The organism is Pseudomonas sp. 31 R 17 (assembly GCF_900004915.1).
Classification (GTDB): Bacteria; Pseudomonadota; Gammaproteobacteria; order Pseudomonadales; family Pseudomonadaceae; genus Aquipseudomonas; species Aquipseudomonas orientalis_A.
This window is the reverse complement of record NZ_CVTN01000065.1, coordinates 384283-409322: the sequence shown is the minus strand read 5'-3', so window position 1 is coordinate 409322 and position 25040 is coordinate 384283. Positions and strand designations below refer to the sequence as shown.

Annotated in this window: 25 protein-coding genes; 3 read left to right on the top strand and 22 right to left on the bottom strand. The window is 62.0% G+C overall.

Annotated elements, in window-relative coordinates; all coding sequences use genetic code 11:
- Nucleotides 1-2: 2 nt before the first annotated feature.
- From BFP89_RS14070 to ppc, 7 genes are all read right to left on the bottom strand, one after another.
- Entirely contained in the window at nucleotides 3-683 is a 681-nt protein-coding gene (locus tag BFP89_RS14070) for an extensin-like domain-containing protein (protein ID WP_065886064.1), read from the bottom strand.
- A gap of 21 nt (nucleotides 684-704) precedes the next feature.
- Nucleotides 705-1532 (bottom strand): isocitrate lyase/PEP mutase family protein, encoded by an 828-nt coding sequence (locus BFP89_RS14065; protein WP_065886063.1) that lies wholly within the window; start codon nucleotides 1530-1532, stop codon nucleotides 705-707.
- A 27-nt stretch (nucleotides 1533-1559) separates the two neighbouring features.
- On the bottom strand, nucleotides 1560-2420 hold the full coding sequence (locus BFP89_RS14060) for a DUF72 domain-containing protein (RefSeq protein WP_065886062.1): 861 nt from the start codon (nucleotides 2418-2420) through the stop codon (nucleotides 1560-1562).
- Nucleotides 2420-2710, bottom strand: a complete 291-nt coding sequence (locus BFP89_RS14055; protein WP_065886061.1) for a hypothetical protein — start codon at nucleotides 2708-2710, stop codon at nucleotides 2420-2422. Before BFP89_RS14055 ends, BFP89_RS14060 begins: the two co-directional genes overlap by 1 nt.
- A 160-nt stretch (nucleotides 2711-2870) precedes the next feature.
- Nucleotides 2871-3557 carry a tRNA (adenosine(37)-N6)-threonylcarbamoyltransferase complex dimerization subunit type 1 TsaB gene (gene tsaB / locus BFP89_RS14050; protein ID WP_065886060.1) on the bottom strand — a complete coding sequence of 229 codons (687 nt, stop codon included), beginning with the start codon at nucleotides 3555-3557 and terminating at the stop codon, nucleotides 2871-2873.
- 89 nt (nucleotides 3558-3646) lie between these two features.
- Nucleotides 3647-4294 (bottom strand): adenylate kinase, encoded by a 648-nt coding sequence (gene adk / locus BFP89_RS14045; protein WP_003172225.1) that lies wholly within the window; start codon nucleotides 4292-4294, stop codon nucleotides 3647-3649.
- Between the two features lie 280 nt (nucleotides 4295-4574).
- Nucleotides 4575-7202, bottom strand: a complete 2628-nt coding sequence (gene ppc / locus BFP89_RS14040) for a phosphoenolpyruvate carboxylase (RefSeq protein WP_065886059.1) — start codon at nucleotides 7200-7202, stop codon at nucleotides 4575-4577.
- Between the two features lie 163 nt (nucleotides 7203-7365).
- On the opposite strand from ppc, the gene BFP89_RS14035 reads away from it, so the two are divergent.
- From BFP89_RS14035 to BFP89_RS14025, 3 genes are all read left to right on the top strand, one after another.
- Nucleotides 7366-7710 (top strand): pilin assembly protein, encoded by a 345-nt coding sequence (locus BFP89_RS14035; protein ID WP_065886058.1) that lies wholly within the window; start codon nucleotides 7366-7368, stop codon nucleotides 7708-7710.
- 281 nt (nucleotides 7711-7991) lie between these two features.
- The gene (locus BFP89_RS14030; protein ID WP_065886057.1) at nucleotides 7992-8417 is read left to right on the top strand and encodes a DUF4398 domain-containing protein; all 426 of its coding nucleotides are present in this window, start codon (nucleotides 7992-7994) and stop codon (nucleotides 8415-8417) included.
- A gap of 56 nt (nucleotides 8418-8473) precedes the next feature.
- Nucleotides 8474-9259 (top strand): OmpA family protein, encoded by a 786-nt coding sequence (locus tag BFP89_RS14025; protein WP_065886056.1) that lies wholly within the window; start codon nucleotides 8474-8476, stop codon nucleotides 9257-9259.
- Between the two features lie 30 nt (nucleotides 9260-9289).
- Here the strand turns inward: BFP89_RS14025 and BFP89_RS14020 are convergent, their stop codons facing one another.
- The 15 genes from BFP89_RS14020 to BFP89_RS13945 form a co-directional block, all read right to left on the bottom strand.
- Nucleotides 9290-9484 (bottom strand): hypothetical protein, encoded by a 195-nt coding sequence (locus tag BFP89_RS14020; RefSeq protein ID WP_065886055.1) that lies wholly within the window; start codon nucleotides 9482-9484, stop codon nucleotides 9290-9292.
- Between the two features lie 144 nt (nucleotides 9485-9628).
- Nucleotides 9629-10006: a hypothetical protein gene (locus tag BFP89_RS14015; protein WP_176718417.1), complete on the bottom strand. Its 378-nt coding sequence runs from the start codon at nucleotides 10004-10006 to the stop codon at nucleotides 9629-9631.
- A 166-nt stretch (nucleotides 10007-10172) separates the two neighbouring features.
- Nucleotides 10173-10499 (bottom strand): hypothetical protein, encoded by a 327-nt coding sequence (locus BFP89_RS14010; RefSeq protein ID WP_065886054.1) that lies wholly within the window; start codon nucleotides 10497-10499, stop codon nucleotides 10173-10175.
- On the bottom strand, nucleotides 10496-11401 hold the full coding sequence (locus BFP89_RS14005) for an alpha/beta hydrolase (protein WP_065886053.1): 906 nt from the start codon (nucleotides 11399-11401) through the stop codon (nucleotides 10496-10498). The genes BFP89_RS14010 and BFP89_RS14005 overlap by 4 nt, the downstream gene beginning before the upstream one ends.
- Before the next feature lie 66 nt (nucleotides 11402-11467).
- Complete coding sequence (locus tag BFP89_RS14000; RefSeq protein WP_005785511.1) at nucleotides 11468-12745, bottom strand: flavohemoglobin expression-modulating QEGLA motif protein; 1278 nt, start codon at nucleotides 12743-12745, stop codon at nucleotides 11468-11470.
- A 35-nt stretch (nucleotides 12746-12780) separates the two neighbouring features.
- Nucleotides 12781-13497 carry a TetR/AcrR family transcriptional regulator gene (locus BFP89_RS13995; protein WP_083203333.1) on the bottom strand — a complete coding sequence of 239 codons (717 nt, stop codon included), beginning with the start codon at nucleotides 13495-13497 and terminating at the stop codon, nucleotides 12781-12783.
- 166 nt (nucleotides 13498-13663) lie between these two features.
- Nucleotides 13664-15166 (bottom strand): lysine--tRNA ligase, encoded by a 1503-nt coding sequence (gene lysS / locus BFP89_RS13990; RefSeq protein WP_065886051.1) that lies wholly within the window; start codon nucleotides 15164-15166, stop codon nucleotides 13664-13666.
- Nucleotides 15167-15227: 61 nt separating this feature from the next.
- Nucleotides 15228-16323 (bottom strand): peptide chain release factor 2 gene (gene prfB / locus BFP89_RS13985; RefSeq protein ID WP_104501908.1). Its coding sequence is split into 2 segments (ribosomal slippage): nucleotides 15228-16250 and nucleotides 16252-16323, totalling 1095 coding nucleotides; the frame shifts between segments, so codons are not numbered across the junction.
- 240 nt (nucleotides 16324-16563) lie between these two features.
- Nucleotides 16564-17565 (bottom strand): response regulator, encoded by a 1002-nt coding sequence (locus BFP89_RS13975; protein ID WP_065886050.1) that lies wholly within the window; start codon nucleotides 17563-17565, stop codon nucleotides 16564-16566.
- 51 nt (nucleotides 17566-17616) lie between these two features.
- Nucleotides 17617-18627: a chemotaxis response regulator protein-glutamate methylesterase gene (locus tag BFP89_RS13970; protein ID WP_065886049.1), complete on the bottom strand. Its 1011-nt coding sequence runs from the start codon at nucleotides 18625-18627 to the stop codon at nucleotides 17617-17619.
- Nucleotides 18624-20897, bottom strand: coding sequence for a hybrid sensor histidine kinase/response regulator (locus tag BFP89_RS13965; protein WP_065886048.1), 2274 nt, complete (start codon nucleotides 20895-20897; stop codon nucleotides 18624-18626). Before BFP89_RS13965 ends, BFP89_RS13970 begins: the two co-directional genes overlap by 4 nt.
- The gene (locus BFP89_RS13960) at nucleotides 20894-21595 is read right to left on the bottom strand and encodes a chemotaxis protein CheW (RefSeq protein WP_065886047.1); all 702 of its coding nucleotides are present in this window, start codon (nucleotides 21593-21595) and stop codon (nucleotides 20894-20896) included. The genes BFP89_RS13965 and BFP89_RS13960 overlap by 4 nt, the downstream gene beginning before the upstream one ends.
- On the bottom strand, nucleotides 21592-22851 hold the full coding sequence (locus tag BFP89_RS13955) for a CheR family methyltransferase (protein ID WP_065886046.1): 1260 nt from the start codon (nucleotides 22849-22851) through the stop codon (nucleotides 21592-21594). Before BFP89_RS13955 ends, BFP89_RS13960 begins: the two co-directional genes overlap by 4 nt.
- Complete coding sequence (locus tag BFP89_RS13950; RefSeq protein ID WP_065886045.1) at nucleotides 22848-23360, bottom strand: chemotaxis protein CheW; 513 nt, start codon at nucleotides 23358-23360, stop codon at nucleotides 22848-22850. The genes BFP89_RS13955 and BFP89_RS13950 overlap by 4 nt, the downstream gene beginning before the upstream one ends.
- Entirely contained in the window at nucleotides 23360-24982 is a 1623-nt protein-coding gene (locus BFP89_RS13945) for a methyl-accepting chemotaxis protein (RefSeq protein ID WP_065886044.1), read from the bottom strand. The genes BFP89_RS13950 and BFP89_RS13945 overlap by 1 nt, the downstream gene beginning before the upstream one ends.
- Between the last annotated feature and the right edge of the window lie 58 nt (nucleotides 24983-25040).

The window sequence follows — 25040 nt, the reverse complement described above, 5'->3', positions numbered from 1 at the left end:
GCTTAGCGACACACCCACCAGCGTCCCATGTCCAGATGAAAATGGTTACGGTGTGCGGCGTTGTAGTCCGGGCTCAACACCCCGTTGAACGCGTTACACGCACTGTCACGCACCTGACGCAGAAACCGTGCGTCAGCGTCGTCGCCCGGCCAATCCTTGAGCACACTGATACGGCGTCCATCGGCCAGGCGAAACCCGGCGATATCCAGGGCATTGGCCGAGGCGTGCTGACTGAGGCGGCCTTCGGCGCGGTTGTAGATATTGCGACAGGCAAAACTGCCCAGGTGATCGACCCGCGTCACCACCTCGCCATAGATCGCCTGAGCCGCCGGCTGCAGGCTGTGCCGCTCGAACAACGCAAAGGCTACGGCCAACGGGCAACTGGCCAGAAAACTGCTGCTCAAACCCACCTCCCCGCCCTGTACCCGCAATGTGTTGCGCAACGGGCAGGCGGCGTCGGGGGCTGAGTCCGCCTGGCGGGTCACCCGCAACCCCGAGGTTTTCAGCACTTGGTCGCACAGCAACGGATCATCCTGCAACCGCCCCAGCTTGTAGCGCGTCAACAGGTTCGGACTGGCGCGTACATCCAGCGGCGCCCAGGGGCTCCACTCGTCCGGCACCGGCACCCAGCCCCGCCATGCGCCCACCGCAACAGCGCCGCCGAGCACCAGCAACGCGCCCATCCACCCGATCGACCGCACGGCTTAGTCCTTGAAGAATTGATTGGCCTGGTCGAACGGCATCTTGCGCTCGGTAAAGGTGAAGGTGCCCAATCCATAGACCTCCTGCGCCGCCCGATAAAACTCGCCATAGGCCGCCAGGGCCAGGGCCGAGCCGACGCTGATGCGCCGCACGCCCAACTCACTCAACTGCGCGACGCTGAGGTTCAAGCCACCGGACATCAACACGTTCACCGGCTTGGGCGCCACGGCCTTGACCACCGCCAACACCTCTTCGGCACTGCGCAGGCCCGGCGCATACAGCACATCGGCGCCCGCCTCGGCGTAGGCTTGCAGGCGGCGAATGGTGTCGGGCAAATCCAGGCGGCCATGCAGGAGGTTTTCTGCGCGTGCCGTCAGCGTGAAGGGAAATGCCAGGCTGCGAGCAGCGGCAACGGCAGCCTCGACGCGCTCGACGGCCAGGTCGAAGGGGTAGATAGGGTCGGCGGCAACGCCCGTGGCGTCTTCGATGGAGCCACCCACGATACCGGTGGCGGCGGCTCGCAGAATGGTCTGGGCACAGCCTTCTGGAGTGTCGCTGAAACCGTTTTCCAAGTCGGCGGCGACCGGCAGCGCAGTCGCCCGGACGATGCTGCCGGCATTGCCCAGGGTGTCCTCCAGCGACAGCGCGCCTTCGGCATCCGGCCGCCCCAGGCTGAACGCAAAGCCCGCGCTGGTGGTGGCCAACGCTTCGAAGCCAAGGCTGGCAAGCATGATGGCGGAACCTGCATCCCACGGGTTGGGCATCACAAAGGCACGATCACGTGTGTGCAGGGCTTTGAAGGTTTCGGCGCGAAGGGTTTGGGCATCCATGACGGGCTCCTGGCGGGGAAAAGAGCCCTAGAGTAACCCCAGTTGCTCCGCCACGGGTTCTCGATGCAAGGTCGGCAGCGGCGCAAGCCCCGGCAAACGTGCCATCAACTGGTCATGGAAACGCAAGGCCAATTGGGCGGCGAGGCGGTTGTCCGAGGTGTGCAGGAACATGTAGGGGGTGCGCCCCTCTTCGATCCAACTGGCGATCTTTTTGACCCAGGGCATCAGGAACGGATCGTTGGCTTCAAGTTCGGGGTGCCCGATAAAACGCACTTGGGGACATTGAGTCAACGCCGCCGGGCGCGGTGGCACCCTGGGCTTTTTCGATTGGGCATGCAGGACGGCCGCCGAGGTGGAGGTGCAACTGAACAGCGCGCGCGAATCGAGGCACACGCGCTCGACGCCACGGTCACGCAACAGGCGGTTGAGCATGCGCTCGGCCTCGCCTTTGGCGAAGAACTCATCGTGACGCACTTCAACCGCCAATGGACGGTCAATGCCATCGAGGAATCCGGCCAGCTCTCCGAGACGCTGCGGGGTAAAACCCTTCGACAGTTGCAGCCACAACGGCGACACACGCTCGCCCAGGGGGCTCATCAAGCCGATAAAACTTTCCGCCGCCGGCAGTTGTTCGCGCAAGTCACCGGCATGGCTGATATCACCCGGGAATTTGGCGGTGAAGCGAAAGTCATCGGGCATGATGTCAGCCCAGCGCTGCACGGTTGCGGCCGAGGGTCGAGCATAAAAAGTGGTGTTGCCTTCAACGGCGTTGAAGACCTGGGAATAGAGGCCGAGGTAATCGTTGGCGCGTGCATCGGCGGGGTACAGGTACTCGCGCCAGGCGTTTTCACTCCAGGACGGGCAACCGATGTAGTAAGGCAGGCGCATCAGATGTGGATATCGAGACCCAGCACTTCCATATCCCATTCGACAAAACCGGCGGTGGTCAGGTAGCTGGCCAGGGCCGTCGCGACGCTTTTGCTCATGGAGCGGGGGAAGACCATGTCTTGCTGACGGGCGGGAAGACCGCTGATGCGTGCTTGAGTGCCGGCCTGCGCATCGGAGTGGACTTCGATGAAGTCCGGCGAGTCCTCGACGGAATCGTCCACCGTCGCGTTAGCCTTGCGCGGCTTACGCTTGATCGGGTACGACTGTGAGGAAAAGCCATCAATACGCATAGGCGCGAACTCGCTATCAATAGTGGCATTTTAGTGGCGCAATCCGTAACGCGCAAATGCTCTGGTGATAACTAGAACACATAATTGGTAAAAGGTTTAAAAACCGCTGCAAATTCTGACGATTGGCGAAATTTGCCTCAAAATGCCATCATTTTTGGCGTCAAATAATCCCGCGTTCCGCCTTGGTTTGCGCAACCTTATCGCGCAAGTACACCGGCGCCGCCTGATCAGCCGCAATGGCCTCGCCACGCTCGAATGCAAAGCGCGCCAAGGTCAGCAAGTCTTCTGCATGGGGCAGCATCGCAGGGTCCTGGCCGACCAGTTGCACACCGATCCGCTCGCCATACCCCCAGCCGGTGCCGGCGCCGAACCACTCGCCGCTGGCATCTTGCGGCAACACCGATGACTCCGGCGCCTGCACGGCCTCAACGCCCACCAGGCGCATTTCACCGGCGCTCTCGCGATAGCAGCCCCAATACACTTCATCCATCCGCGCATCGATCGCCGCCGCCACCTGGGAAGTACCGTGTTCACGCAGCGCACGTTGGGCCAGCACCGCGAGGTTGGACACCGGCAACACCGGACGCTCCAGCGCAAACGCCAGGCCCTGCACCACGCCAATGGCAATGCGCACACCGGTAAACGCACCGGGGCCACGGCCGAAAGCGATGGCATCCACGGCCGCCAGGCTGGTGCCGGCGTCTTCCAGCAGTTGCTTGATCATCGGCAACAGCTTCTGCGCGTGCAGGCGCGGGATCACCTCGTAGTGGCTGGTTACTTTGCCATCGTGCAGCAAGGCAACCGAGCAAGCTTCAGTCGCGGTGTCCAGGGCCAGCAGGGTGCTCATGGGTGTGGGTGTCCAAGTCGAAAAAAGTGCGCCAGTATAAACAACAACGGCCCGCAAGCGGGCCGTTGTCAATGCAGTCGATCAACGCATCAGCTCAGTGCTTGCAGCACCTTGGCTGTAATCGCCTCCACGGAGCCGACGCCAGGGATATGGCTGTATTTCGGCTTGCCCTGGGCAGCGGAGAGCTTCTGGTAGAAGTCCACCAGCGGCTTGGTCTGGGAATGGTAGACCGACAGGCGATGACGCACGGTTTCTTCGGTATCGTCCTTGCGCTGCACCAGGTCTTCACCGGTGACATCGTCCTTGCCTTCAACCTTGGGTGGGTTGTAGACGACGTGGTACACGCGGCCCGAGCCTTCGTGTACGCGACGACCGGCAATGCGCTGGACGATTTCTTCGTCCTCGACGGCGATTTCAACCACGGCGTCCAACTCGACACCGGCCTTGACCAGGGCTTCAGCCTGGGGAATGGTGCGCGGGAAGCCGTCGAACAGGAAACCGTTCTTGCAGTCTTCCTGGCTGATGCGTTCCTTGACCAGGTTGATGATCAGGTCATCGGAGACCAGGCCACCGCTGTCCATCACGCTCTTGGCGATCAGGCCCAGCTCGGTGCCGGCCTTGACGGCCGCGCGCAGCATGTCGCCGGTGGAGATTTGTGGAATGCCGAATTTTTCAGTGATGAACTTTGCCTGAGTACCTTTACCGGCCCCGGGAGCTCCCAGCAGAATGACGCGCATCGATGTGCTCCTCAATTTTTTATAGAGATGACGCTCGGATTCGCCGCGTGGGGCCAATCTCGTAAAAATGTGGTTCCAGGCCGATCAAACGGCCAAAGGCTGATCAAGATACACAGCGGGCCCTTGCCACACAAGCCGCCCAAAGTAGGAGAAACCCGCGCCAGGCGTGCGTCGGCCAACGGGTTTGCCTGAGCGCAACCCCGCCCCTCAAACAACGACCGCCCTTTTCCGGGCGGTCGTTGCAGTTCATTCGCAAGCCGTTGAGAACACGCGAAAAACCTCAACCGGTGTTGCGCAAACCTGCGGCAATACCGGCTACGGACACCAGCAGCGCCTGTTCCAGAGGGCTGTCCTGCGCCGCTTCGCGTTGGCGCGAGCGGGCGAGCAATTCAGCCTGCAACAGATGCAGGGGGTCCAGGTAGGTGTTGCGCAGGCGGATGAACTCCAGGGTGTCCGGGCTGTGGGCCAACAGTTGCGACTGCCCGGTCAGACCAAGCACCACCTCGCAGGCCTGCGACAATAGGTCGCGTAAATGCGCGCCCAATGGCAGCAAGTCAGGCTGCACCAGGCGCTCATCATAGAGCCGGGCGATATCGGCGTCGGCCTTGGCCAGCACCATTTCCAGCATATCGATGCGCGTGCGGAAGAACGGCCACTGTTCGCGCATCTGCCCAAGCAACTCGCCCTCGCCGCGCTCCAGGGCCTTGCTTAATGCCGCTTCCCAGCCGAGCCAGGCGGGCAGCATCAAGCGGGTCTGGGTCCAGCCGAAGATCCACGGAATCGCGCGCAGGCTTTCAATACCGCCGGCACGCCGCTTGGCCGGGCGGCTGCCCAACGGCAAACGGCCCAGCTCCTGCTCCGGTGTGGACTGGCGGAAATACTCGACGAATTGCGGATTTTCCCGCACCACCGCTCGGTAGGCGCTGACGCCGTCGGCCGCCAATTCGTCCATCAAGTGACGCCAGGCCGGTTCCGGGGGCGGTGGCGGCAACAGCGTGGCTTCGAGCACTGCGGCCAGGTAGAGGTTGAGGTTCTGCTCGGCAATGTCCGGCAGGCCGAACTTGAAGCGGATCATCTCGCCTTGTTCGGTGGTGCGGAACCGCCCCGCCACCGAACCCGGCGGCTGCGACAGAATCGCCGCATGCGCCGGGCCGCCGCCACGGCCGACGGTGCCACCGCGACCGTGGAACAATAGCAACTCCACTTGCTGCTCACGGCAGATGTCCACCAAGCGCTCCTGCGCCCGGTACTGCGCCCAGGCGGCGGCGGTGGTGCCGGCATCCTTGGCCGAGTCCGAATAGCCGATCATCACTTCCTGCGGGCCTTGCAACCGCGCGCGATAGCCCGGCAACTGCAACAACCGCTCCATCACCGGCCCGGCGTTATCCAGGTCGGCCAGGGTCTCGAACAGCGGCACCACACGCATTGGCCGTTGCACGCCGGACTCTTTAAGCAGCAGTTGCACCGCCAGCACATCCGAAGCAGCACCGGCCATGGAAATCACATAGGAGCCCAGCGATGCGGCCGGTGCAGCGGCGATTTCCCGACAGGTGTTCAAGACTTCCGCCGTGTCTGCCGACGGCTTGAAATAACCCGGCAGCAGCGGTCGACGATTGTCCAGTTCCTTGCTCAGGAAGTCGATGCGCGCTTCTTCGTCCCAGTCCTCATAACGTCCCAGGCCAAGGTAGTCGGTGATTTCAGTCATGGCCGACGCATGGCGAGTGGAGTCCTGGCGCACATCCAGGCGTACCAGGAACAGGCCAAAGGTCACGGCGCGGCGCAGGCAATCGAGCAACGGGCCATCGGCGATCACGCCCATGCCGCACTCATGCAGCGACTGATAGCACAGTTGCAGCGGACCGAGCAGGTCGCGATTGTCCTGCAACACCTGCTCGGGTGCCGCTGCGGTGCCATTCAACGAGGCATGGGCCCACTGGCGCGTGGCGCGCAGACGTTCGCGCAACTGCTTGAGCACCGCACGGTAGGGTTCGACGCTGTCTCCCGCCTGGGCCTGCAACGCCGCGCTGGCCTGTTGCATGGACAACTCGGAGGCGAGTTGATCGATATCGCGCAGATACAAATCCGCCGCCATCCAGCGCGCCAGCAACAGCACTTCACGGGTGACCGGCGCGGTGACGTTCGGGTTGCCGTCACGGTCGCCGCCCATCCACGAGGCAAATCGAATCGGCGCAGCCTCAAGCGGCAGGCGCAAGCCGGTTGCGGCATGCAAGGCCTGGTCGGCCTTGCGCAGATAATTCGGGATGGCCTGCCACAATGAATGCTCGATGACGGCAAAGCCCCATTTGGCCTCATCCACCGGCGTAGGCCGCACGCGACGGATTTCTTCGGTGTGCCAGGCCTCGGCGATCAAGCGTTGCAAACGTTCACGGATGTGCTCGCGTTCGGCACGGGTAAGGTCACGGTGATCCTGCAGCGCCAGTTGGGCGGCGATCGCGTCGTACTTCTGGATCAGGGTGCGACGTGCGACTTCGGTGGGGTGGGCGGTGAGCACCAGTTCGATTTCCAGCCGCGCCAATTGGCGCGCCAGGGATTCATCGCTGTGCCCTTCACGCTGCAGACGGGCCAACAGTTCCGGCAACACGCGGGATTCGAAGGGCGCCGGTTGCGACTCATCGCGCCGGTGAATCAACTGGTACTGCTCGGCAATGTTGGCCAGGTTGAGGAACTGGTTGAAGGCCCGGGCTACGGGCAGCAGTTCGTCTTCCTGCAGTTGATTCAGGCTCGTGCTGAGTTCATCGCCCGCGCCGCGCCGGTCGGCCTTGGCGCCTTTACGGATCTGCTCGATCTTGTCGAGAAAATCACCGCCGTATTGCTCTGCAATGGTGTTGCCCAACAGTTCACCCAGCAGGTGAACATCCTCACGCAAGCGTGCATCGATATCACTCATCAGCCACTCTCCAGCCAGAAATCCGGGACGCGCAGGGGGTCCAGAGTGCCGTCAGCGCAGGTTTCTGACAAGACACTTTAAACCTTGCCGCTTCCCGCTAGTCTCAACATCAGGTCGCCGCGTTATGCACACCGGCGGCTGGACACTCATTATTGAGGTTGCCATGAAAATTCGAGACCTGCCCGAGCATTGGGAAGAGACCGCCAAGGGTCAGCTGACCAAAACCGAATACGCCATTCATCTGGATGTGGAGGCCGCCGCGAGACTGGCCGCCCTGGCCGAGATGTACCCCAAGCGTCACGCCGAAGAACTGCTCGGCGAGCTGATCGGCGCCGCCCTTGAAGAGTTGGAAGCCAGCTTTCCCTACGTCCAGGGGCAGCAGGTGATTGCCACCGATGAGGAAGGCGATCCGCTGTACGAAGACGTTGGGCCCACACCGCGATTTCTGACCTTGTCACGCCGCTATCTGCATGATTTATCAGCCGGTACTGACGAACAGCAGCACTGATCACTGTTTTACCCACCCCAATTTAACCCCTGTATTCCGGGCTTTTCAGCGGCCCGGAGTATCGTTGTGCGTGGTGAAAGTTCCATTTTTCCAGAACTGACCAATCAGTCAGATATTTTTTTAGGCAAATCGCCATCTTCGCTGAACTTTTGAAAAAAGCCTCCGGTCACAGCCAGTAAGCCATCACTTGGAACGCTCGTTTGAACTGGCGTCATGTGCTTTACCGCCGGGCCCGCAAACGAACACCGAGATGGATTTTGATGTTTTTCAGGAGCTACCCAATGGAGTTGAAGACGATGAAGACCAGCACTGCCAAATCCTCGTTTAACCACCTGCGCGGGCTTAAATTGGCCGCGCTGGCAATCGGCACCAGCTTCGTTCTGGCAGGTTGCGCCGGTAACCCGCCGACCGAGCAGTACGCAGTGACCCAGTCTGCGGTCAACAGCGCGGTCAGCGCCGGCGGCACCGAGTTCGCAGCCGTGGAAATGAAGTCGGCCCAGGACAAGCTCAAAGAAGCTGAAATCGCCATGCACGACAAGAACTACGACAAAGCTCGTATGTTGGCTGAACAAGCCGAGTGGGATGCTCGTGTCGCTGAGCGTAAGGCCCAGGCTGCCAAGGCCGAGCAAGCGGTGAAGGATTCCCAGAAAGCAGTTGATGAGTTGCGTAAGGAAGGCATGCGCCCGGCTGCTATCCAGCAGAAGTAAGCCGCTGCCCCTTGATTGCATCGCACCTGATATCGAATTGAAAGGACGACACGACTATGCGTAAACAATTGATGATCCCTGCCCTGTTGGCGATGAGCGTTGCCCTGGCAGCCTGCTCCACCCCGCCGAACGCGAACCTGGAAAACGCACGGACCAACTTCACGGCCCTGCAAACCAACCCGCAGGCGACCAAGCTCGCAGCCCTGGAAACCAAAGACGCCAGCGAGTGGCTGGACAAGGCAGACAAGGCCTACCGCGACAAGGAAGACGAGAAGAAAGTCGACCAACTGGCTTACCTGACCAACCAGCGTGTAGAAGTGGCGAAAGACACCATTTCCCTGCGTGAGTCCGAAGCCAAGCTGAAAAACGCTGGCGACGAACGTGCCCGCGCCCTGCTGGACGCCCGTGACGCGCAGATCAAGCAACTGCAAAACAGCTTGAACGCCAAGCAAACCGATCGCGGCACCCTGGTGACTTTCGGTGACGTGCTGTTTGCTACCAACAAGTCCGACCTGAAATCCAGCGGCCTGGTCAACATCACCAAGCTGGCTCAGTTCCTGCGCGACAACCCGGACCGTAAAGTGATCGTCGAAGGCTACACCGACAGCACTGGTTCCGACTCGTACAACCAGAGCCTGTCCGAGCGCCGCGCCGCTTCCGTACAGCGCGCACTGGCCCAGCAAGGCGTGGACATTTCGCGCATCGTGACCCAGGGTTACGGCAAGGAATACCCGGTTGCCGACAACGGCAGCGTCTCCGGCCGTGCGATGAACCGTCGCGTCGAAGTGACCATTTCCAACGACAACCAGCCAGTCAAGCCACGCTCGTCCGTTGCTAACTGATTGATTGAAGCGGCATAAAAAAAACCCACCTTATGGTGGGTTTTTTTTCGGCTCGTCGAACTGTACGGTTCGACCGGTATCTTCAGCCGGCATTTGAATCTGCGGGCCCGCCTGCTTGTCTGCCTGACTCTCAAGCCTGTTGCGGCGAGCAGCTTCCTGTTCAATCGCCACATGCTGCCTTGCCATGATCAGCATATTTTCCAGCACTGGAATCTTGAATTCCATCCTCGCCTCAAACCGTGTGAGTGACAACGCTTTGTGTGGTATCTGACGAAATAAGGTTCCAGGCATTCCTGCCCCGACCGACGACTGGCCATCCGATGCACGAAAAAAAAACCGCCCTGCAGGCGGTTTTTCCATGAGGCTTGATCAGTTGCCGATTTGGCCTGAACCTTGATAGTCCGGCTGCTGGATCTGACCCTGTCCCGCGCTCTGACCACCGCTTTGGCCATCGTCGGCGCCTTGACCGCCCTGGGCACCTTGAGCGCCCTGCGCGCCACCCGCCTTCTGCGCGAGCAACTTCTTCAGCAGCTCCTCCAATTCCTTGAGGGGATCTTCACCACCGGCACCGCCCTGGCTGCCTTGAGAACCTTTGGCTTTCAGATCCTGGATCTGCTTTTGTACATCTTTAATCTGCTGGTCCAAGCCTTGCGAGCTTCCTTGACCATTGCCAGCGCCGCCCACCCCCCCCATGCCGCCCATGCCACCCATGTTCGCGCCGCCCGAGATACCGTTGATTCCTGCCATAAATGCTAACTCCAACCTATGAATTAAGGGACCGATCAGCCTTGCCAATCGGTGAATAATCAGTGGTGGGTGAGTCAGGATGGTTCCGGCCTGTCGAGTGGCTGACATGCGTGAAATCAATAGTCTGTAAAGACAAGGGCGGTTTCCCACGGATGGGAGGCAGAATTCACTGTTGCAGTTGCGGAGTTTCTTGCCCGATGCAACGCACTGCCTGTTTCTTGTTGTTCACCAGGACGCCGCTCAGGCCTTTCTGGTCGGTATCGAACATCACCAGCACACCGTCCACGCACTGCGCCACTTGAGCGGCGGGGGTCAGTGAGACTTTGTAATCCTCCCCCGGCACGGTCTTGAGCATCGTGAATTCACTGAGCAGCAGCGCATCTTCCGGCTTGGCGAAGTGCAGGTAGCCGTAGTACCACAAACAACCGACCGTACCGATGATGGTGCCGATCCCTGTGAGAATCAGCGGGATCATGTTGCGCTCTTCACTCATTGCGGGCTCTCTGATGGGTCAACCTTGGAAAGGGGGTAATTCGGTATTTCGCCCAGACGCCGCAGGCCGTTGAAATGCTGCGGGTCATCCAGGTAAAGCAGCATGACGGTTTGCCAGGTCTTGTCGGCAAACGTCTGCACATGCCCACCCCGCGTCAATTGCAACACTCTGGGCGGTGGCGCCGCCTGATACAGGCGTATGCCGTTGGACACGGGCACGATCGGATCATCCAGGCTGTGAAACAGCAGTTTGGGAACGCCCTTGAGCTGGGGCATGGCGTTGATCGCGCTGTCGGCGTCGGGCACCAGCCAGGACAAAGGGACCTGAAACGGCCATGTTAACCAGGATGTGCTCAGGGCAAATTGTCCCACGTCACGATAACTGGCAGGCACACCGTCCAATACCAGGGCCTTGAGCCGAGACTGGCGCTCGGGGTGACCCGCTAGATAATGCACCGCCAGCGCGCCGCCCAGGCTCTGGCCAAGCACGACCAACGGCTGCCCCTGGGCTTCGGGCGCCTGATCCAGCCAACTGAAGGCTGCGTCTACATCCTGATAGACGGCCGGCAGTGACGGCTTGCCTTGCGAAAGCCCATAACCGCGATAGTCGAGCAACAGCACCTGGTAGCCCTGCTCCGGCAACCACCAGCTGCCGCCCAGATGCCACGCCAGGTTGCCGCCGTTGCCGTGCAGGTGCAGCACCGTGCCTTTGAGGGGCACGCCAGGCTTGGCCGGCAGCCACCAGGCGTGCAGTTTCACGCCGTCGGCGGTGGTGAGGGTGACGTCGCGATACGCCAGGTGGGCTTTTTCCGGCGTGAACGGCAGGCCGGGCTCGGGGTAGAACAGCAGGGAGCTGCAGCCGTTCAATGTGAGTAGCAGGCACAGAATGCCGAGGATTCTCATCCGTTGAGCCTCGTGAGTGAGATGAAATGGGCGGACGTGGGAGATCCCGGGTGAGTCGCCGTCCGGTCAAAGAATATTGGAATAGTCCGCCTCGATCCGGTCCAGGCTCAAATGATTGAGGAAGTTGGAAAAGCACATCCATGCCGCCAGTGCGTTCATGTCGCGAAACTGTTCGGGCAGGTACTTGGGCGGCACGACCAGGCCTTCGTCGACCAGTTGACGCAAGGTGCGCATATCTTCGAGGGTGGTCTTGCCGCAGAACAGCAACGGCACCTGTTCCAGCTTGCCCTTGCGCACAGCCAGCTGGATGTAGTTGTAGACCATAATAAAGCCCTTGAGGTAGGACAGGTCCTTGGTGAACGGCAGGCCGGTCGGCACCGAGCCACGGAACACCCGACTGGCGTTGCCGTAGCTTTCCGCCATTTCAAAGCCCTGCTCGCGGAAGAACTCGAACACCTGCAGGAAGTCGGCGCCCTCCTCCACCATATGGATGGCGCGGGTGCGGTTGGTCAGTTTGCGCAGCCGGCTGGGGTAGGAGGCAAACGTGATGATCTCCATCAGGATCGCCAGGCCTTCCTGGGTCACGGTGGACGAGGGCGGCCCCTTGGACAGGAACGTGCAGATCGGCTGGTTCTGGCCATTGAGGGTGGTGCCCACATGCACCAGGCCTTCGTGCACTTCCAGGGCGCGCACGTCACGGTCGTTGAACATCGCGTCGGCGCGGATCTTGATGTAGTCGGCGCCCGCGGCTGCGTCGGCGACGATGCCATCGGACTCGAATACGCGAATGGTCTCCTCGGCCTCGCCGAACACCTTGTTCAAGCGGGTCTGCAGCAGGCTCACCGCATCCTTGGCGGTCAGGGTCTTGGCTTCGTCCTTGAGGTCGCCCCGGCCATCGATGTTGTTCAGGTAGTCCGAAAGCATCAGCCCCAGGTCCGCCAGCGTCGGGTCGCCGGCGTGGAAGGCGTCGGAAGCGGCGCCATAGAGTTCCTGGGAAATCAGGCCGAAGTCCTCGGTGCCACGGGCTTCGAGCATCCGCACGACCATGCGGTACTCCCGGCACATGCGGCGCATGATCTGGCCCACCGGGCTGAACTGGCCGAGGCGGCGGGTAATGTCGCGCTCGATGTTCTGGAACTCCAGCTTGACCGCGCTGGAATCGAACGACAGCGGCCGATTCAGGTAGTAATCGCGATCCACGGCGGGCATGGCCTTGCCCTTGGCCTTGAGAAAGCCCTGGCGAATGTTCTCGTCCCACTTCACCGCGTCGAGGACGCGGATCGGTGTTTGCGCCAGCACAATGCGATCGGACAAGCTGCGTATCGTCTGCTGGTAATCGTCCACCCGGTGCTTCCTCTTTGAACGTGGCCTTTCTGGTATCAGACTGAAGCCAATACCAGGTGCATGTAACGCTTGAGTATCTCCAGCATTTCTTCACCGGTCAGCGGCTCTGCGCCGCCCAACAGGCCCTGATATTCCATCCGACTGATAATCGCCGTCAACACCTTGGCATCCTGCTGCGGCTCGCGGGAGCCCAAGACCTGGAAAAACTGCCCGGTGCCTTGCAGCAGGATCTGTTGGTGGGAGCGTACCAGTTCGGCAAGGCGCGGATTGAGCAAGGCTTCCTGGCGGAAGGCCTGCTCGGCCATCAGGTATTCGCGACGGTTGATCAGTTGGCGCTGCACATAGTCGGCGGTCAGCCGCGCAATGTCATCGGCCAGCTGCGAGCGCGACGCCGGACTGCCGTCGCCGTAAGCGACCATCTCGCGCAGCAGGCCTTCGTTGCGCACCCACAGCTTGCCCATGAACGCGGCGCTGCGTTCGACGTATTGGGCGAAGGTGTCGGTGAGCAGGTCATCGATATCCTTGAAGTAGTAAGTGGTGGCCGACAACGGCACGCCGGCCTCCGCCGCCACGGCACGGTGCCGCACGGCACGTACGCCGTCACGGACCACGATGCGCATGGCCGCATCGAGAATGTCCTGCCGGCGCTGTTCACTGCCCCGGCGGCTGGCCTTGCGGCCCTGGTACTGGACGCTATCGGCCACGGCAGCGGCAACGCCGGCGGCGCCTTCTTGAGCCATTACGCGGTTCACCACATTTCCCTCTTCTAAGTGTGACGCGCAGCGTCACAGGATGCATTCCCACGCAGAGCGTGGGAACGAGCAACCGATCAACAAAACCTGGCGCTGTTTGTTTGACGCGAATTTACGCCACATAAAAAAGCCGCCTTATAAAAGGCGGCTTCGGATTTCGCTACGGTTACGCTTGTGGCCGCATATGCGGGAACAAGATCACATCGCGGATCGACGGCGAGTTGGTCAACAGCATCACTAGCCGGTCGATGCCGATACCTTCACCGGCGGTGGGCGGCATGCCGTATTCCAGGGCCCGTACGAAGTCGGCATCGTAGTGCATGGCTTCGTCATCACCGGCGTCCTTGTCGGCCACCTGGGCCATGAAGCGCTCGGCCTGATCTTCCGCGTCGTTAAGCTCGGAATAGGCGTTGGCGATTTCACGGCCGCCAATGAACAGTTCGAAACGGTCGGTGACGTTCGGGTTGTCGTCGTTACGACGCGCCAGCGGCGACACTTCGAACGGGTACTGGGTGATGAAGTGCGGCTGTTCCAGCTTGTGCTCCACCAACTCTTCGAAAATCATCACCTGCAACTTGCCCAGGCCTTCGAAGCCCAGCACTTTGGCGCCGGCCTTCCTGGCGATGGCGCGAGCCTTGTCGATGTCGTTCAGGTCGTCAGCGGTCAGCTCAGGGTTGTACTTGAGGATCGAGTCGAACACCGACAGGCGCACGAACGGCTCGCCGAAGTGGAACACTTTGTCGCCATAAGGCACGTCAGTGCTGCCCAGCACCAGCTGCGCCAGTTCGCGGAACAGCTCTTCGGTCAGGTCCATGTTGTCTTCGTAGTCGGCGTAGGCCTGGTAGAACTCCAACATGGTGAATTCAGGGTTGTGCCGCGTCGAGACGCCTTCGTTACGGAAGTTGCGGTTGATCTCGAACACCTTCTCGAAACCGCCGACCACCAGGCGCTTGAGGTACAGCTCCGGCGCGATCCGCAGGAACATTGGCAGGTCCAGCGCATTGTGGTGGGTTTCGAACGGCTTGGCCGCGGCGCCACCGGGGATGGTCTGCAGCATCGGCGTTTCGACTTCCAGGAAGTCACGCTGGGCCAGGAAGCTGCGGATGTGGGCGATGACCTGCGAACGCACGCGGAAGGTCTGGCGCACGTCTTCGTTGACGATCAGGTCAACGTAGCGCTGGCGGTAGCGCTGCTCGGTGTCGGTCAGGCCGTGGTGCTTGTCCGGCAGCGGGCGCAGGGACTTGGTCAGCAGGCGCACGCTGGTCATCTCGACATACAGGTCGCCTTTGCCGGAACGGGCCAGGGTGCCCTCGGCTGCGATGATGTCGCCCATGTCCCAGGTTTTCACCGAGGCCAGGGTTTCTTCGGAAAGGGTCTTGCGGTTGACGTAGACCTGGATGCGCCCGGTCATGTCCTGGATCACCATGAACGAGCCACGGTTGAGCATGATGCGACCCGCCACCTTGACCGGGATCGCCGCTTCTGCCAGCTCTTCCTTGGTCTTGTCCGCGTACTCTTTCTGCAGGGCATCGCAGTAGTTGTCGCGGCGGAAGTCGTTGGGGAAGGCGTTACCCTTGGCGCGCTCGGCAGCAAGCTTTTCCTTGCGCAGGGCGATCAGGGAGTTTTCTTCCTGTTGCAGGGCTTGCGGGTCGAGTTGTTGGTCGCTCATGTCTTAAATTTTCCATCAGGTTCGTTGTCCCCGGCCAGTGGCCGGGGATCGCCTACAATCTTTACAGCCCCGATTTCAGGCTGGCTTCCAGGTATTCGTCGATATCACCGTCGAGCACCTTGTCGCAGTCGCTGCGTTCGATGTTGGTGCGCAAATCCTTGATCCGCGACGCATCGAGCACGTAGGAACGGATCTGGTGCCCCCAGCCGATGTCCGACTTGGTGTCTTCCAGCGCCTGGGACGCGGCGTTGCGCTTCTGCATTTCCTGCTCGTACAACTTGGCCCGCAGCATTTTCATGGCGGTGTCCTTGTTGGCGTGCTGGGAGCGCTCGTTCTGGCAGCTGACCACGGTGTTGGTCGGTACGTGGGTGATACGCACGGCCGAGTCGGTGGTGTTTACGTGCTGGCCACCGGCACCGGAGGAACGGTAGGTGTCGATGCGCAGGTCGGCCGGGTTGATCTCGATTTCCACCTTGTCGTCAATCTCCGGGGAGACGAACACCGCCGAGAAGGACGTATGGCGACGGTTGCCGGAGTCGAACGGGCTCTTGCGCACCAGGCGGTGCACGCCGATCTCGGTACGCAACCAGCCAAAGGCGTATTCACCCTTGATGTGCACGGTCGCGCCCTTGATACCGGCCACTTCACCGGCGGACAGCTCCATGATGGTCGCGTCGAAACCGCGCTTGTCGGCCCAGCGCAGGTACATGCGCAGCAGGATGTTGGCCCAGTCCTGGGCCTCGGTGCCGCCGGAACCGGCCTGGATATCCAGGTAGGCGTTGTTCGGGTCCATTTCGTGGCTGAACATGCGACGAAATTCAAGCTTGGCGAGGTTTTCCTCGAGACGGGCCAGCTCGGCGACAACATCGCCCACGGCGCTTTCGTCATCTTCTTCGACGGCCATGTCCAGCAGGTCACGGCAGTCGGCCAGGCCGGTGTTCAGCTCGTCGAGCGTGTCGACGATCTGCGCCAGCGCAGCGCGCTCGCGCCCCAGTTCCTGGGCGTACTCAGGTTTGTTCCAGACACTCGGATCTTCAAGCTCGCGATTGACTTCGGTCAGACGCTCATGCTTTTGATCGTAGTCAAAGATACCCCCGAATAGTTTCGGAGCGCTCGGACAGGTCCTTGATGGTGTTAAGGATCGGGTTGATTTCCATGGCGGGCAGCACTCGTTGGCGAACTTTTGAAAGCCGGCGAGTATAACGGCAAACGCCTGGAAACGGCAGTCCACCCGGCCGAAAAGGCAGAGGTTTGTACACAATCCCAAGACCGATGAATAGCCAAATGTGGGAGGGGGCTTGCCCCCGATGGCAGTCTGTCTGCCAATGAAGTTGTGACTGACGCACCGCTATCGGGGGCAAGCCCCCTCCCACATTTGGCCTTGAGCCGGCCTTGAGTTATTCGATGCCGACTTGATTACGCCCATTATGCTTGGCGATATACAACCCCTTGTCCGCCGCCATGATCAACTGCCGGCAATCGGTGCCCTGTACGGGTGTCAACGTCGACAGGCCAATGCTGATGGTCAAACTCGAACCTTCCGCCGGCGCGATATGCGGGATTTTCAGGGCGGCCACCGCCATGCGCAGTTTTTCCGCCACCAGCCGCGCACCGCCCGGCGAGGTGTTGGGCAGCACCAGCGCGAACTCTTCGCCGCCATAGCGTGCCGGCAGGTCGGAGGGACGGCTGCTGGCTTCGCGGATGGTATTGGCGACTTTGCGCAAGGCCTCATCACCCTCGACGTGGCCAAAGCTGTCGTTGTAGGTCTTGAAGAAGTCCACATCGATCATCAGCAAGGAGAGCTGGGTCTGGTCGCGCATGGCTCGGCGCCATTCCAGTTCCAGGTATTCGTCGAAGTGGCGGCGATTGGACAGCCCGGTCAGGCCATCGGAGTTCATCAGCCGTTGCAGCACCAGGTTGGTGTCCAGCAACTGTTGCTGGCTGACCCGCAGCGCACGGTAGGCCGCGTCGCGCTGCAACAGGGTCATGTAGGAGCGCGAGTGATAGCGAATGCGCGCTACCAGTTCGATATTGTCCGGCAGCTTGACCAGGTAATCGTTGGCCCCGGCCGCAAACGCTGCGCTCTTGATCAGCGGGTCTTCCTTGGTGGAAAGCACGATGATCGGGATATTCGCAGTGGCCGGGTGATTGCGGTACTCGCGCACCAGAGTCAGGCCGTCGAGGCCGGGCATGACAAGGTCCTGCAGGATCACGGTCGGCTTGATGCGAATTGCCTGCGCGATCGCCTGGTGCGGGTCGGCGCAAAAGTGGAAATCGATGTTTTCTTCATGGGCCAGGCCGCGCCGCACAGCTTCGCCGATCATGGCCTGGTCGTCGACCAGCAGCACCATGGCGGCGTTTTCGTCGGTCTTGAAGTCGTCAAGTTGTAGATCATTCATGTGCGGTCACCTGAATTACGCCTGCAAACCAGCACGGCGGGAGATTGTCGATCATGTTGCAAAGACCTCCTGCAATCGCGGCGCAATTCTTTCCAGTGGGCGAATTTCAACAGCGGCATCAATCGCCGCCGCTGCTTTGGGCATCCCATACACCGCCGAACTCGACTGGTCCTGGGCGATGGTCAAATATCCTTGTTCGCGCATCAACTTGAGGCCCTGGGCGCCGTCGCGCCCCATGCCGGTCAGCAGTACGCCGACGGCGTCACCGATCCAATAGCTGGCGACACTTTCGAAAAACACGTCGATGGACGGCCGGTAAATCTCGTTCACCGGCTCTGCGGTATAGGCTAGCGTGCCATTTTTCAACAAGCGAATATGGTGGTTGGTACCGGCCAGCAAGACCACGCCGCTCTGCGGAGGCTCACCCTCTCGCGCCAGGCGCACCGGCAGGCCGGACGCACTGCTCAACCACTCGGCCATGCCCGCGGCGAACACCTGGTCCACATGCTGGACCAGCACGATGGCGGCGGGAAAGTTGCGGGGCAATCCCTTGAGCAGGACTTCCAGGGCAGCCGGACCGCCCGCCGAAGAACCGATCGCCACCAGGCTCTGGCGTTTGCCGGTGCTGCGCTCGGGCGCGGTTTCGGCGCGCACACGGCTACCGCGCTGGCCGATCAGCCAGCCGATATTGAGGATCTTGCGCAACAACGGCGCTGCCGCATCCCTGGGGTTACCCACGCCGAGCGCCGGGGTGTCCACCACATCCAGGGCGCCGTGGCCCATGGCTTCGAACACCCGGCTCATATTGGCCTGGCGGTCGACGGTCACCAGCAAAATCGCGCAGGGCGTCTCGGCCATGATCTGCCGCGTGGCCTCCACGCCGTCCATTACCGGCATGATCAAGTCCATCAGGATCAGGTCCGGCAGCCGTTCGGCACAGCGCTGCACCGCTTCCAGGCCATTACTGGCCACCCATACCACCTCGTGCGCGGGTTCCAGGTTCAAGGCGCGCCGCAACGCCTCGACGGCCAGGGGCATGTCATTGACGATCGCAATCCTCATGCCCGGGCGCCCCCGATCAGTTCAACCACGGCGTCGAGCAAGGCATCGTCGTGGAAGCTGGCTTTGGCCAGGTAATAGTCGGCGCCGGCGTCGAGGCCTCGGCGTCGGTCTTCTTCCCGATCCTTGTAGGAAACCACCATCACCGGCAACGATTGCAGGCGACTGTCACGGCGCAAGAGTGTGACCAATTCAATACCGTCCATGCGAGGCATATCAATATCAGTGATAAGCAGGTCGAAATCCTCGGAACGCAATGCGTTCCAGCCATCCATGCCATCGACCGCAACGGCCACTTCATAACCGCGATTGAGTAATAACTTGCGTTGCAGCTCACGCACGGTCAGCGAGTCGTCAACCACCAGCACCCGCTTGCGCGGTGCCTCGGTGGCCTGCTGGGTGCGCCGGGCGATACGTTCCAGGCGGCCGGTGTTGAGCAACTTGTCCACCGAACGCAGCATGTCCTCCACGTCGACGATCAGGACCACCGAGCCATCGTCGAGCAAGGCGCCGGCGGAAATATCCTGGACCTTGCCCAGGCGATCATCCAGCGGCAATACCACCAGGGTGCGTTCACCGATAAAGCGCTCCACGGCGATCCCATACACGGCATCGCGCTCGCGGATCACCACCACTTTCAAGGTATCGGCAGGGGTGTGCCCCGGTGGACGCTGCAACAGCTGACTGGCGGCGACCAAGCCGACATGCCGGCCCTCGTGCCAGAAATGCTGGCGACCTTCCAGTTGCACAATGTCCTCGGGCGCCAGGTCGCACATGCGTTCGATGTGCGCCAGCGGGAAGGCGTAGGCCTCTTCACCGACCTCCACCACCAGGCTGCGCACCACCGACAAGGTCAACGGCACCTCCAGGTGAAAGCGACTGCCCTGCCCCGCCGTCTGCTCCAGCACCACGGCGCCGCGCAGTTGACGCACCATGTGCTGCACCGCATCCAGGCCGACGCCGCGACCGGACACTTCGGTCACCTTGTCGCGCAGGCTGAACCCCGGCAGGAACAGGAACGTGAGCAGTTCTTCCTCGCTCAGGCGCAGCGCGGTTTCCACGGGGGACAGGTGCCGGTCGACAATGGTGCCGCGCAGGCGCTCAAGGTCGACGCCGTTACCGTCATCGCTCAACTCCAGCACCAGCAAGCCGGCTTGATGGGACGCACGCAGGCGAATCAAGCCTTCCGCCGGCTTGCCCGCCAGCAGCCGCTGCTCGGGCATTTCGATGCCGTGGTCGACGGCATTGCGTAATAAATGCGTGAGTGGCGCCTCGAGCTTTTCCAGCACATCGCGGTCGACCTGGGTCTTTTCGCCCTCGATCTCCAGGCGCACTTGCTTGCCCAGGCTGCGGCCGAGGTCACGCACCATGCGTACCTGCCCGGCCAGCACATCGGCAAACGGGCGCATGCGACAGGCCAACGCGGTGTCGTAAAGCACCTGGGCGCGCTGGCCGGCCTGCCAGCCGTACTCGTCCAGCTCGGCGTTCTTCTGCGCCAGCAGCGCCTGGGCCTCACTCAACAAGCGGCGGGTATCGGCCAGGGCTTCCTGGGCCTCAAGGTTGAGGTCGACGACCTTGAGGTGGCCCTCCAGGGTATCCAGGGCGCGCAGGCTGTTGCTTTGCAGCCGCTTGAGGCGCTGCAGGCTGGCCAGGTAGGGCTTGAGGCGCTGGGTTTCCACCAACGATTTGCTGGACAGGTCCAACAGGCTGTTCAAGCGTTCGGCCGTGACCCGTAGCACGCGCTCACCGCCTTCGGTCATGCGTTTGCCCTGGCGCGGCGGCTCGCTGATGACGGCGGGCGCAGGCTCAGGTTCGGGTACCGGCGCCTCGATCACCGGCATGGGAGCCGGTTCGGGTTTCGGCGCGACCATGGCGCTGGGTTGCGACGGGTCCAGCAAGCGCTCCATCAGCGCCACATAGGCCTGGATATCCGCCGCCCCTACGTTATTGCCCGGGGTGGCGATACGCATCAGCAAATCCGTGCCCTGCAGCAACGCGTCGATATGCTCGGGCTGCAGGTACAAGCGCGCTTCCTGGGCGCTGACCAGGCAGTCTTCCATGACATGGGCCACGCTGACGCCGGCATCCACCCCGACAATCCGCGCCGCGCCCTTGAGCGAGTGCGCGGCGCGCATGCAGGCCTCAAGCTGGTCGGCCTGGGTCGGGTTGCGTTCCAGGGCCAGCAGGCCTGCACTGAGCACCTGGGTCTGCGCATCGGCTTCCAGGCTGAACAGTTCCAACAGCGAGGCATCGCGCATCTGGTCGGGGGTCATGCGAGGCTCCGGGTCACGGCGGACAACAATTGAGCCTCGTCCAGCCAACGCAGGCTGCGGCCTTTCCACTGCAATACGCCCTGGGTGAAACGCGCACTGGCCTGGGTACCGGAGGCCGACGCGGCGCTCAAGGTGCGCTCATCGATGGCATGGATGCCATCCACTTCGTCCACCGGCACGACCACCGGGCCATCCTGCGCGGCAATGATCAGCATGCGCGGCATGATGCGCCCGCCGGTGGCGCCGGTATTGGCGCTGTCCAGGCCGAGCAGTTCCACCAGCGACAGGCAAGCTACCAATGCGCCGCGTACGTTGGCCACGCCCAGCAAAGCCCGGGAGCGCTGGTGCGGCAAGGAGTGGATCGGTTGCAGGGGCGCGACTTCCACCAGGCAACGGGTCGCGATGCCCAGCCACTCCTCGCCGAGGCGGAACATCAGCAAGGAGCGGGTGACCACCTGGTTGTCGAGCTCGCCGGCGGCTTGCGCGGGACGCTCGTCCTGCGCCAGCGCATAGCGGTCGAGCAGGCGCGTGGCCGCGGCCGAATACACCGAGCAGTTACGGCAATGGATGTGCTCCACCAGCAAGGGGCAGGATTTGTCGCCATGGATGCCGATGCGGTTCCAGCAGTCGTCGATGGCTTGGGTGTCGGCCAGGGTCAGGTCCAGGCCAGCGGTATCCAGCACGTCAGGGCTACTCATCGTTTGGACTCACTGTCAGCTCGCTCGCTACGTGCGGCGCGCGCCTGCAAACGACGCGCCCCCGCACTGTCGCCCTGGGACTCGAGCAACGCGGCCAGGTGCATCAAGGCCTGCGGATGCTGCGGTTCCAGGTATAAGGCTTTACGGTAATACCCTTGGGCTTGCGGGGCATTGCCGGCTACATCGCTGAGCAAGCCCAGCCAGTAGAACACCTGGGCCACTGGCGGATGGCTGCCCAGATAGCGCTCGCACGCAGCGCGGGCCTCGGCACTCTTGCCCTCATTGGCCAAGGTGGCGATCTGGTTGAGCAACTCGCCGGCCTCCGTGTGCGGTGCCTTGACCGGCGCCGCCTGGGCGCCAACCGTACTGAACGGGCGCGGCTTGAGCGCAACAGGCGCCGCACTGCGCGGCGGCGTGGGTGCCGGTATCGGTGCAAACACCGGGGCTGGCGCGACCGACTCCGCGTGCCGGCTGAACGCAAAGGATTGCGGCACGCCAATCGAACGCATGCCATGGCGTCCCAGCAGGCTGCCTTCGGCCGGGCCGATGAACAACACGCCGTCCACGTGGGTCAGTTCCTTGAGCACATCGAAGACTTGCTTCTGGGTGGGCTGATCGAAATAGATCAGCAGGTTGCGACAGAATACAAAATCGTAGCTGGACTCATTGGCCAACAGCGCCGGGTCGAGCAGGTTGCCCACTTGCAGGCGCACTTGCTCGCGCACCCGGTCGGCGATGCGGTAGACGCCGCCGTCTTCAGTGAAATGCCGGTCGCGAAATTCAAGGTCGGCGCCGCGAAAGGAGTTCTTGCCGTACACACCGCGGCGGGCACGCTCCACGGACAACGGGCTGACGTCCATCCCTTGTACTTTGAACTGGTGCGGCGCCAGGCCGGCGTCGAGCAGGGCCATGGCAATCGAATAGGGTTCTTCGCCGGTGGAACAGGGCAGGCTGAGAATGCGCAGGGCGCGCATCTGCTTGATCTCGGCCAGGCGTGCATGGGCCAGGCGCGCCAGGGTCGCAAAGGACTCGGGGTAGCGGAAAAACCAGGTCTCGGGAACGATCACCGCTTCAATCAGCGCCTGCTGCTCATCGTGGGAGCTTTGCAGGAGCTGCCAGTAGGCGCCCGCTGTGGGCGCCTGGGACAGCTGGCAACGCTGGCGCACCGCACGCTCAATGATCGCCTCGCCCACCGACGCGACGTCCAGGCCGATACGTTCCTTCAGGAAGGCCGAGAAGCGCGGATCACTGCTCATAGGCTCAACTCGCTGGAAAACAGCAACGCACGCACGTCATCGCTCAACAACTCGGCCACGCCGATCCATTGCATCAAGCCCAGCGCATCTTCGCGCACCGGCCCCAGGTAGGGCGCCTGGCGGTTATCCAGGCCATAAGGCTGGAATTCGGCGGGGTCGCAACGCAGGGTGTCGGTGGCCTGCTCCAGGATCAGGCCCAGCCACCGCGCCTGGCTCCCGGCTTGTGGCTGATAATTGACCAGCACCAGCCGCGTACTCGTACGGGCCTGGGCCACGGTGCCGAAGGTCAGGGCGCTCAGGTCGATCACCGGCACCAGCGCGCCGCGATGGGCAAAGATGCCCGCCACCCACACAGGTGCCTGGGCGATGGGTTTGAGCGGCAGGCGCGGCAGCACCTCGACCACTTCGGTGGCCTTGAGGGCAAAGCGCTCAGTGCCGATGTGGAACACCAGGAACAACGCCTTTTTCGCTGCCGTAACGGCGCCGCGTTTAGCCGCGAAGTCGCTCATCAGACTTTGAAACGCGACACGCCGCTGCGCAGACCCACCGCGACCTGGCTCAGTTCATCGATGGCAAAGCTGGCCTGGCGCAGGGACTCGACGGTCTGGCTGCTGGCATCCCCCAACTGCACCAGCGCGTGGTTGATCTGCTCGGCGCCGGTGGCCTGGGCCTGCATGCCTTCATTGACCATCAACACCCGCGGCGCGAGGGCCTGCACCTGGTGGATGATTTGCGACAGTTGCTCGCCCACTTGCTGCACTTCGAACATGCCGCGGCGCACTTCCTCGGAGAACTTGTCCATGCCCATCACGCCCGCCGACACCGCCGACTGGATCTCGCGCACCATCTGCTCGATGTCGTACGTCGCGACGGCGGTCTGGTCGGCCAGGCGGCGCACTTCGGTAGCGACCACGGCAAAACCGCGCCCGTACTCACCGGCTTTCTCGGCCTCGATGGCGGCGTTGAGGGACAGCAGGTTGGTCTGGTCTGCCACTTTGACGATGGTCACCACCACCTGATTGATGTTGCCGGCCTTCTCATTGAGGATCGCCAGCTTGGCGTTGACGAGGTCGGCGGCGCCCATCACCGAATGCATGGTTTCTTCCATGCGTGCCAGGCCCTGTTGACCGGACCCGGCGGCGACCGAAGCCTGGTCGGCGGCGGTGGACACTTCGGTCATGGTACGCACCAGGTCCTTGGAGGTCGCGGCGATTTCACGCGATGTGGCGCCGATTTCAGTGGTGGTGGCGGCGGTTTCGGTGGCCGTGGCCTGTTGCTGCTTGGAGGTGGCGGCAATCTCGGTCACCGAGGTGGTGACCTGCACCGACGAACGCTGCGCCTGGGAGACCAGCGCGGTCAGCTCGGTCATCATGTCGTTAAAGCCGGTTTCGACCATATTGAATTCGTCATTGCGCTCCAGGTTCAGGCGCTTGCTCAGGTCGCCCGTGCGCATGACTTCGAGGATATCGACGATGCGCTTCATCGGCGCCATGATTGCGCGCATCAACAGCAGGCCACACAGCGCGGCGGCAAGCACCGCCAGCAGCAGCGAGACGCCCATGCTGATCTTCGCGGCCTCAACGGCATCATCGATGGCGGCGGTAGCCTCGTCGGCAACTTGTTTGTTCTGCTGGATGATTTCATTGAGCTTCGCGCGGCCTGCGACCCAGGCAGGCGTCAGTTGCTCGTTGAACAGCCGGAGGGCCTCCACGGCGTTGTTGCTCTGCTGCGCCTGGAGCACTTGGGCGAGGATCTGGTTGTAGCTCTGGTGGGTTTTTTCGAAGGCGTCGAAATCGCTGCGATCCTGGGTGAAGTTGATCGTCTGGGCGTAGTCGGCCATGTATTTCTCAAGGCGTGCCTCGAAGGACTTGTAGTCCTGCTTGTCCTCCTCGGAAATGCCCTGGTTTTTGTGGATGCCCACCAATTCCTGGGTTTGCAGGTAGCTGTCGACCCAGGCGCTGCGAATCATCGAGCTGAAAAACACGCCAGGCACAGCGTCATCGCGCACGGAGCTCTCACTGGTTTCGATTTTCAACAGGCGCGAATACGAGAGCACGACCATCAGCAGCATGATCGCGATAATTACCGCAAAGCTCGCCAAAATCCGTTGGCGCAGGGTCCAGTTCTTCACAGTAATTCCTCGCAGATCCATTCAAATGGAGGGGAGTATAGCTGAGCGATGGCGTGTA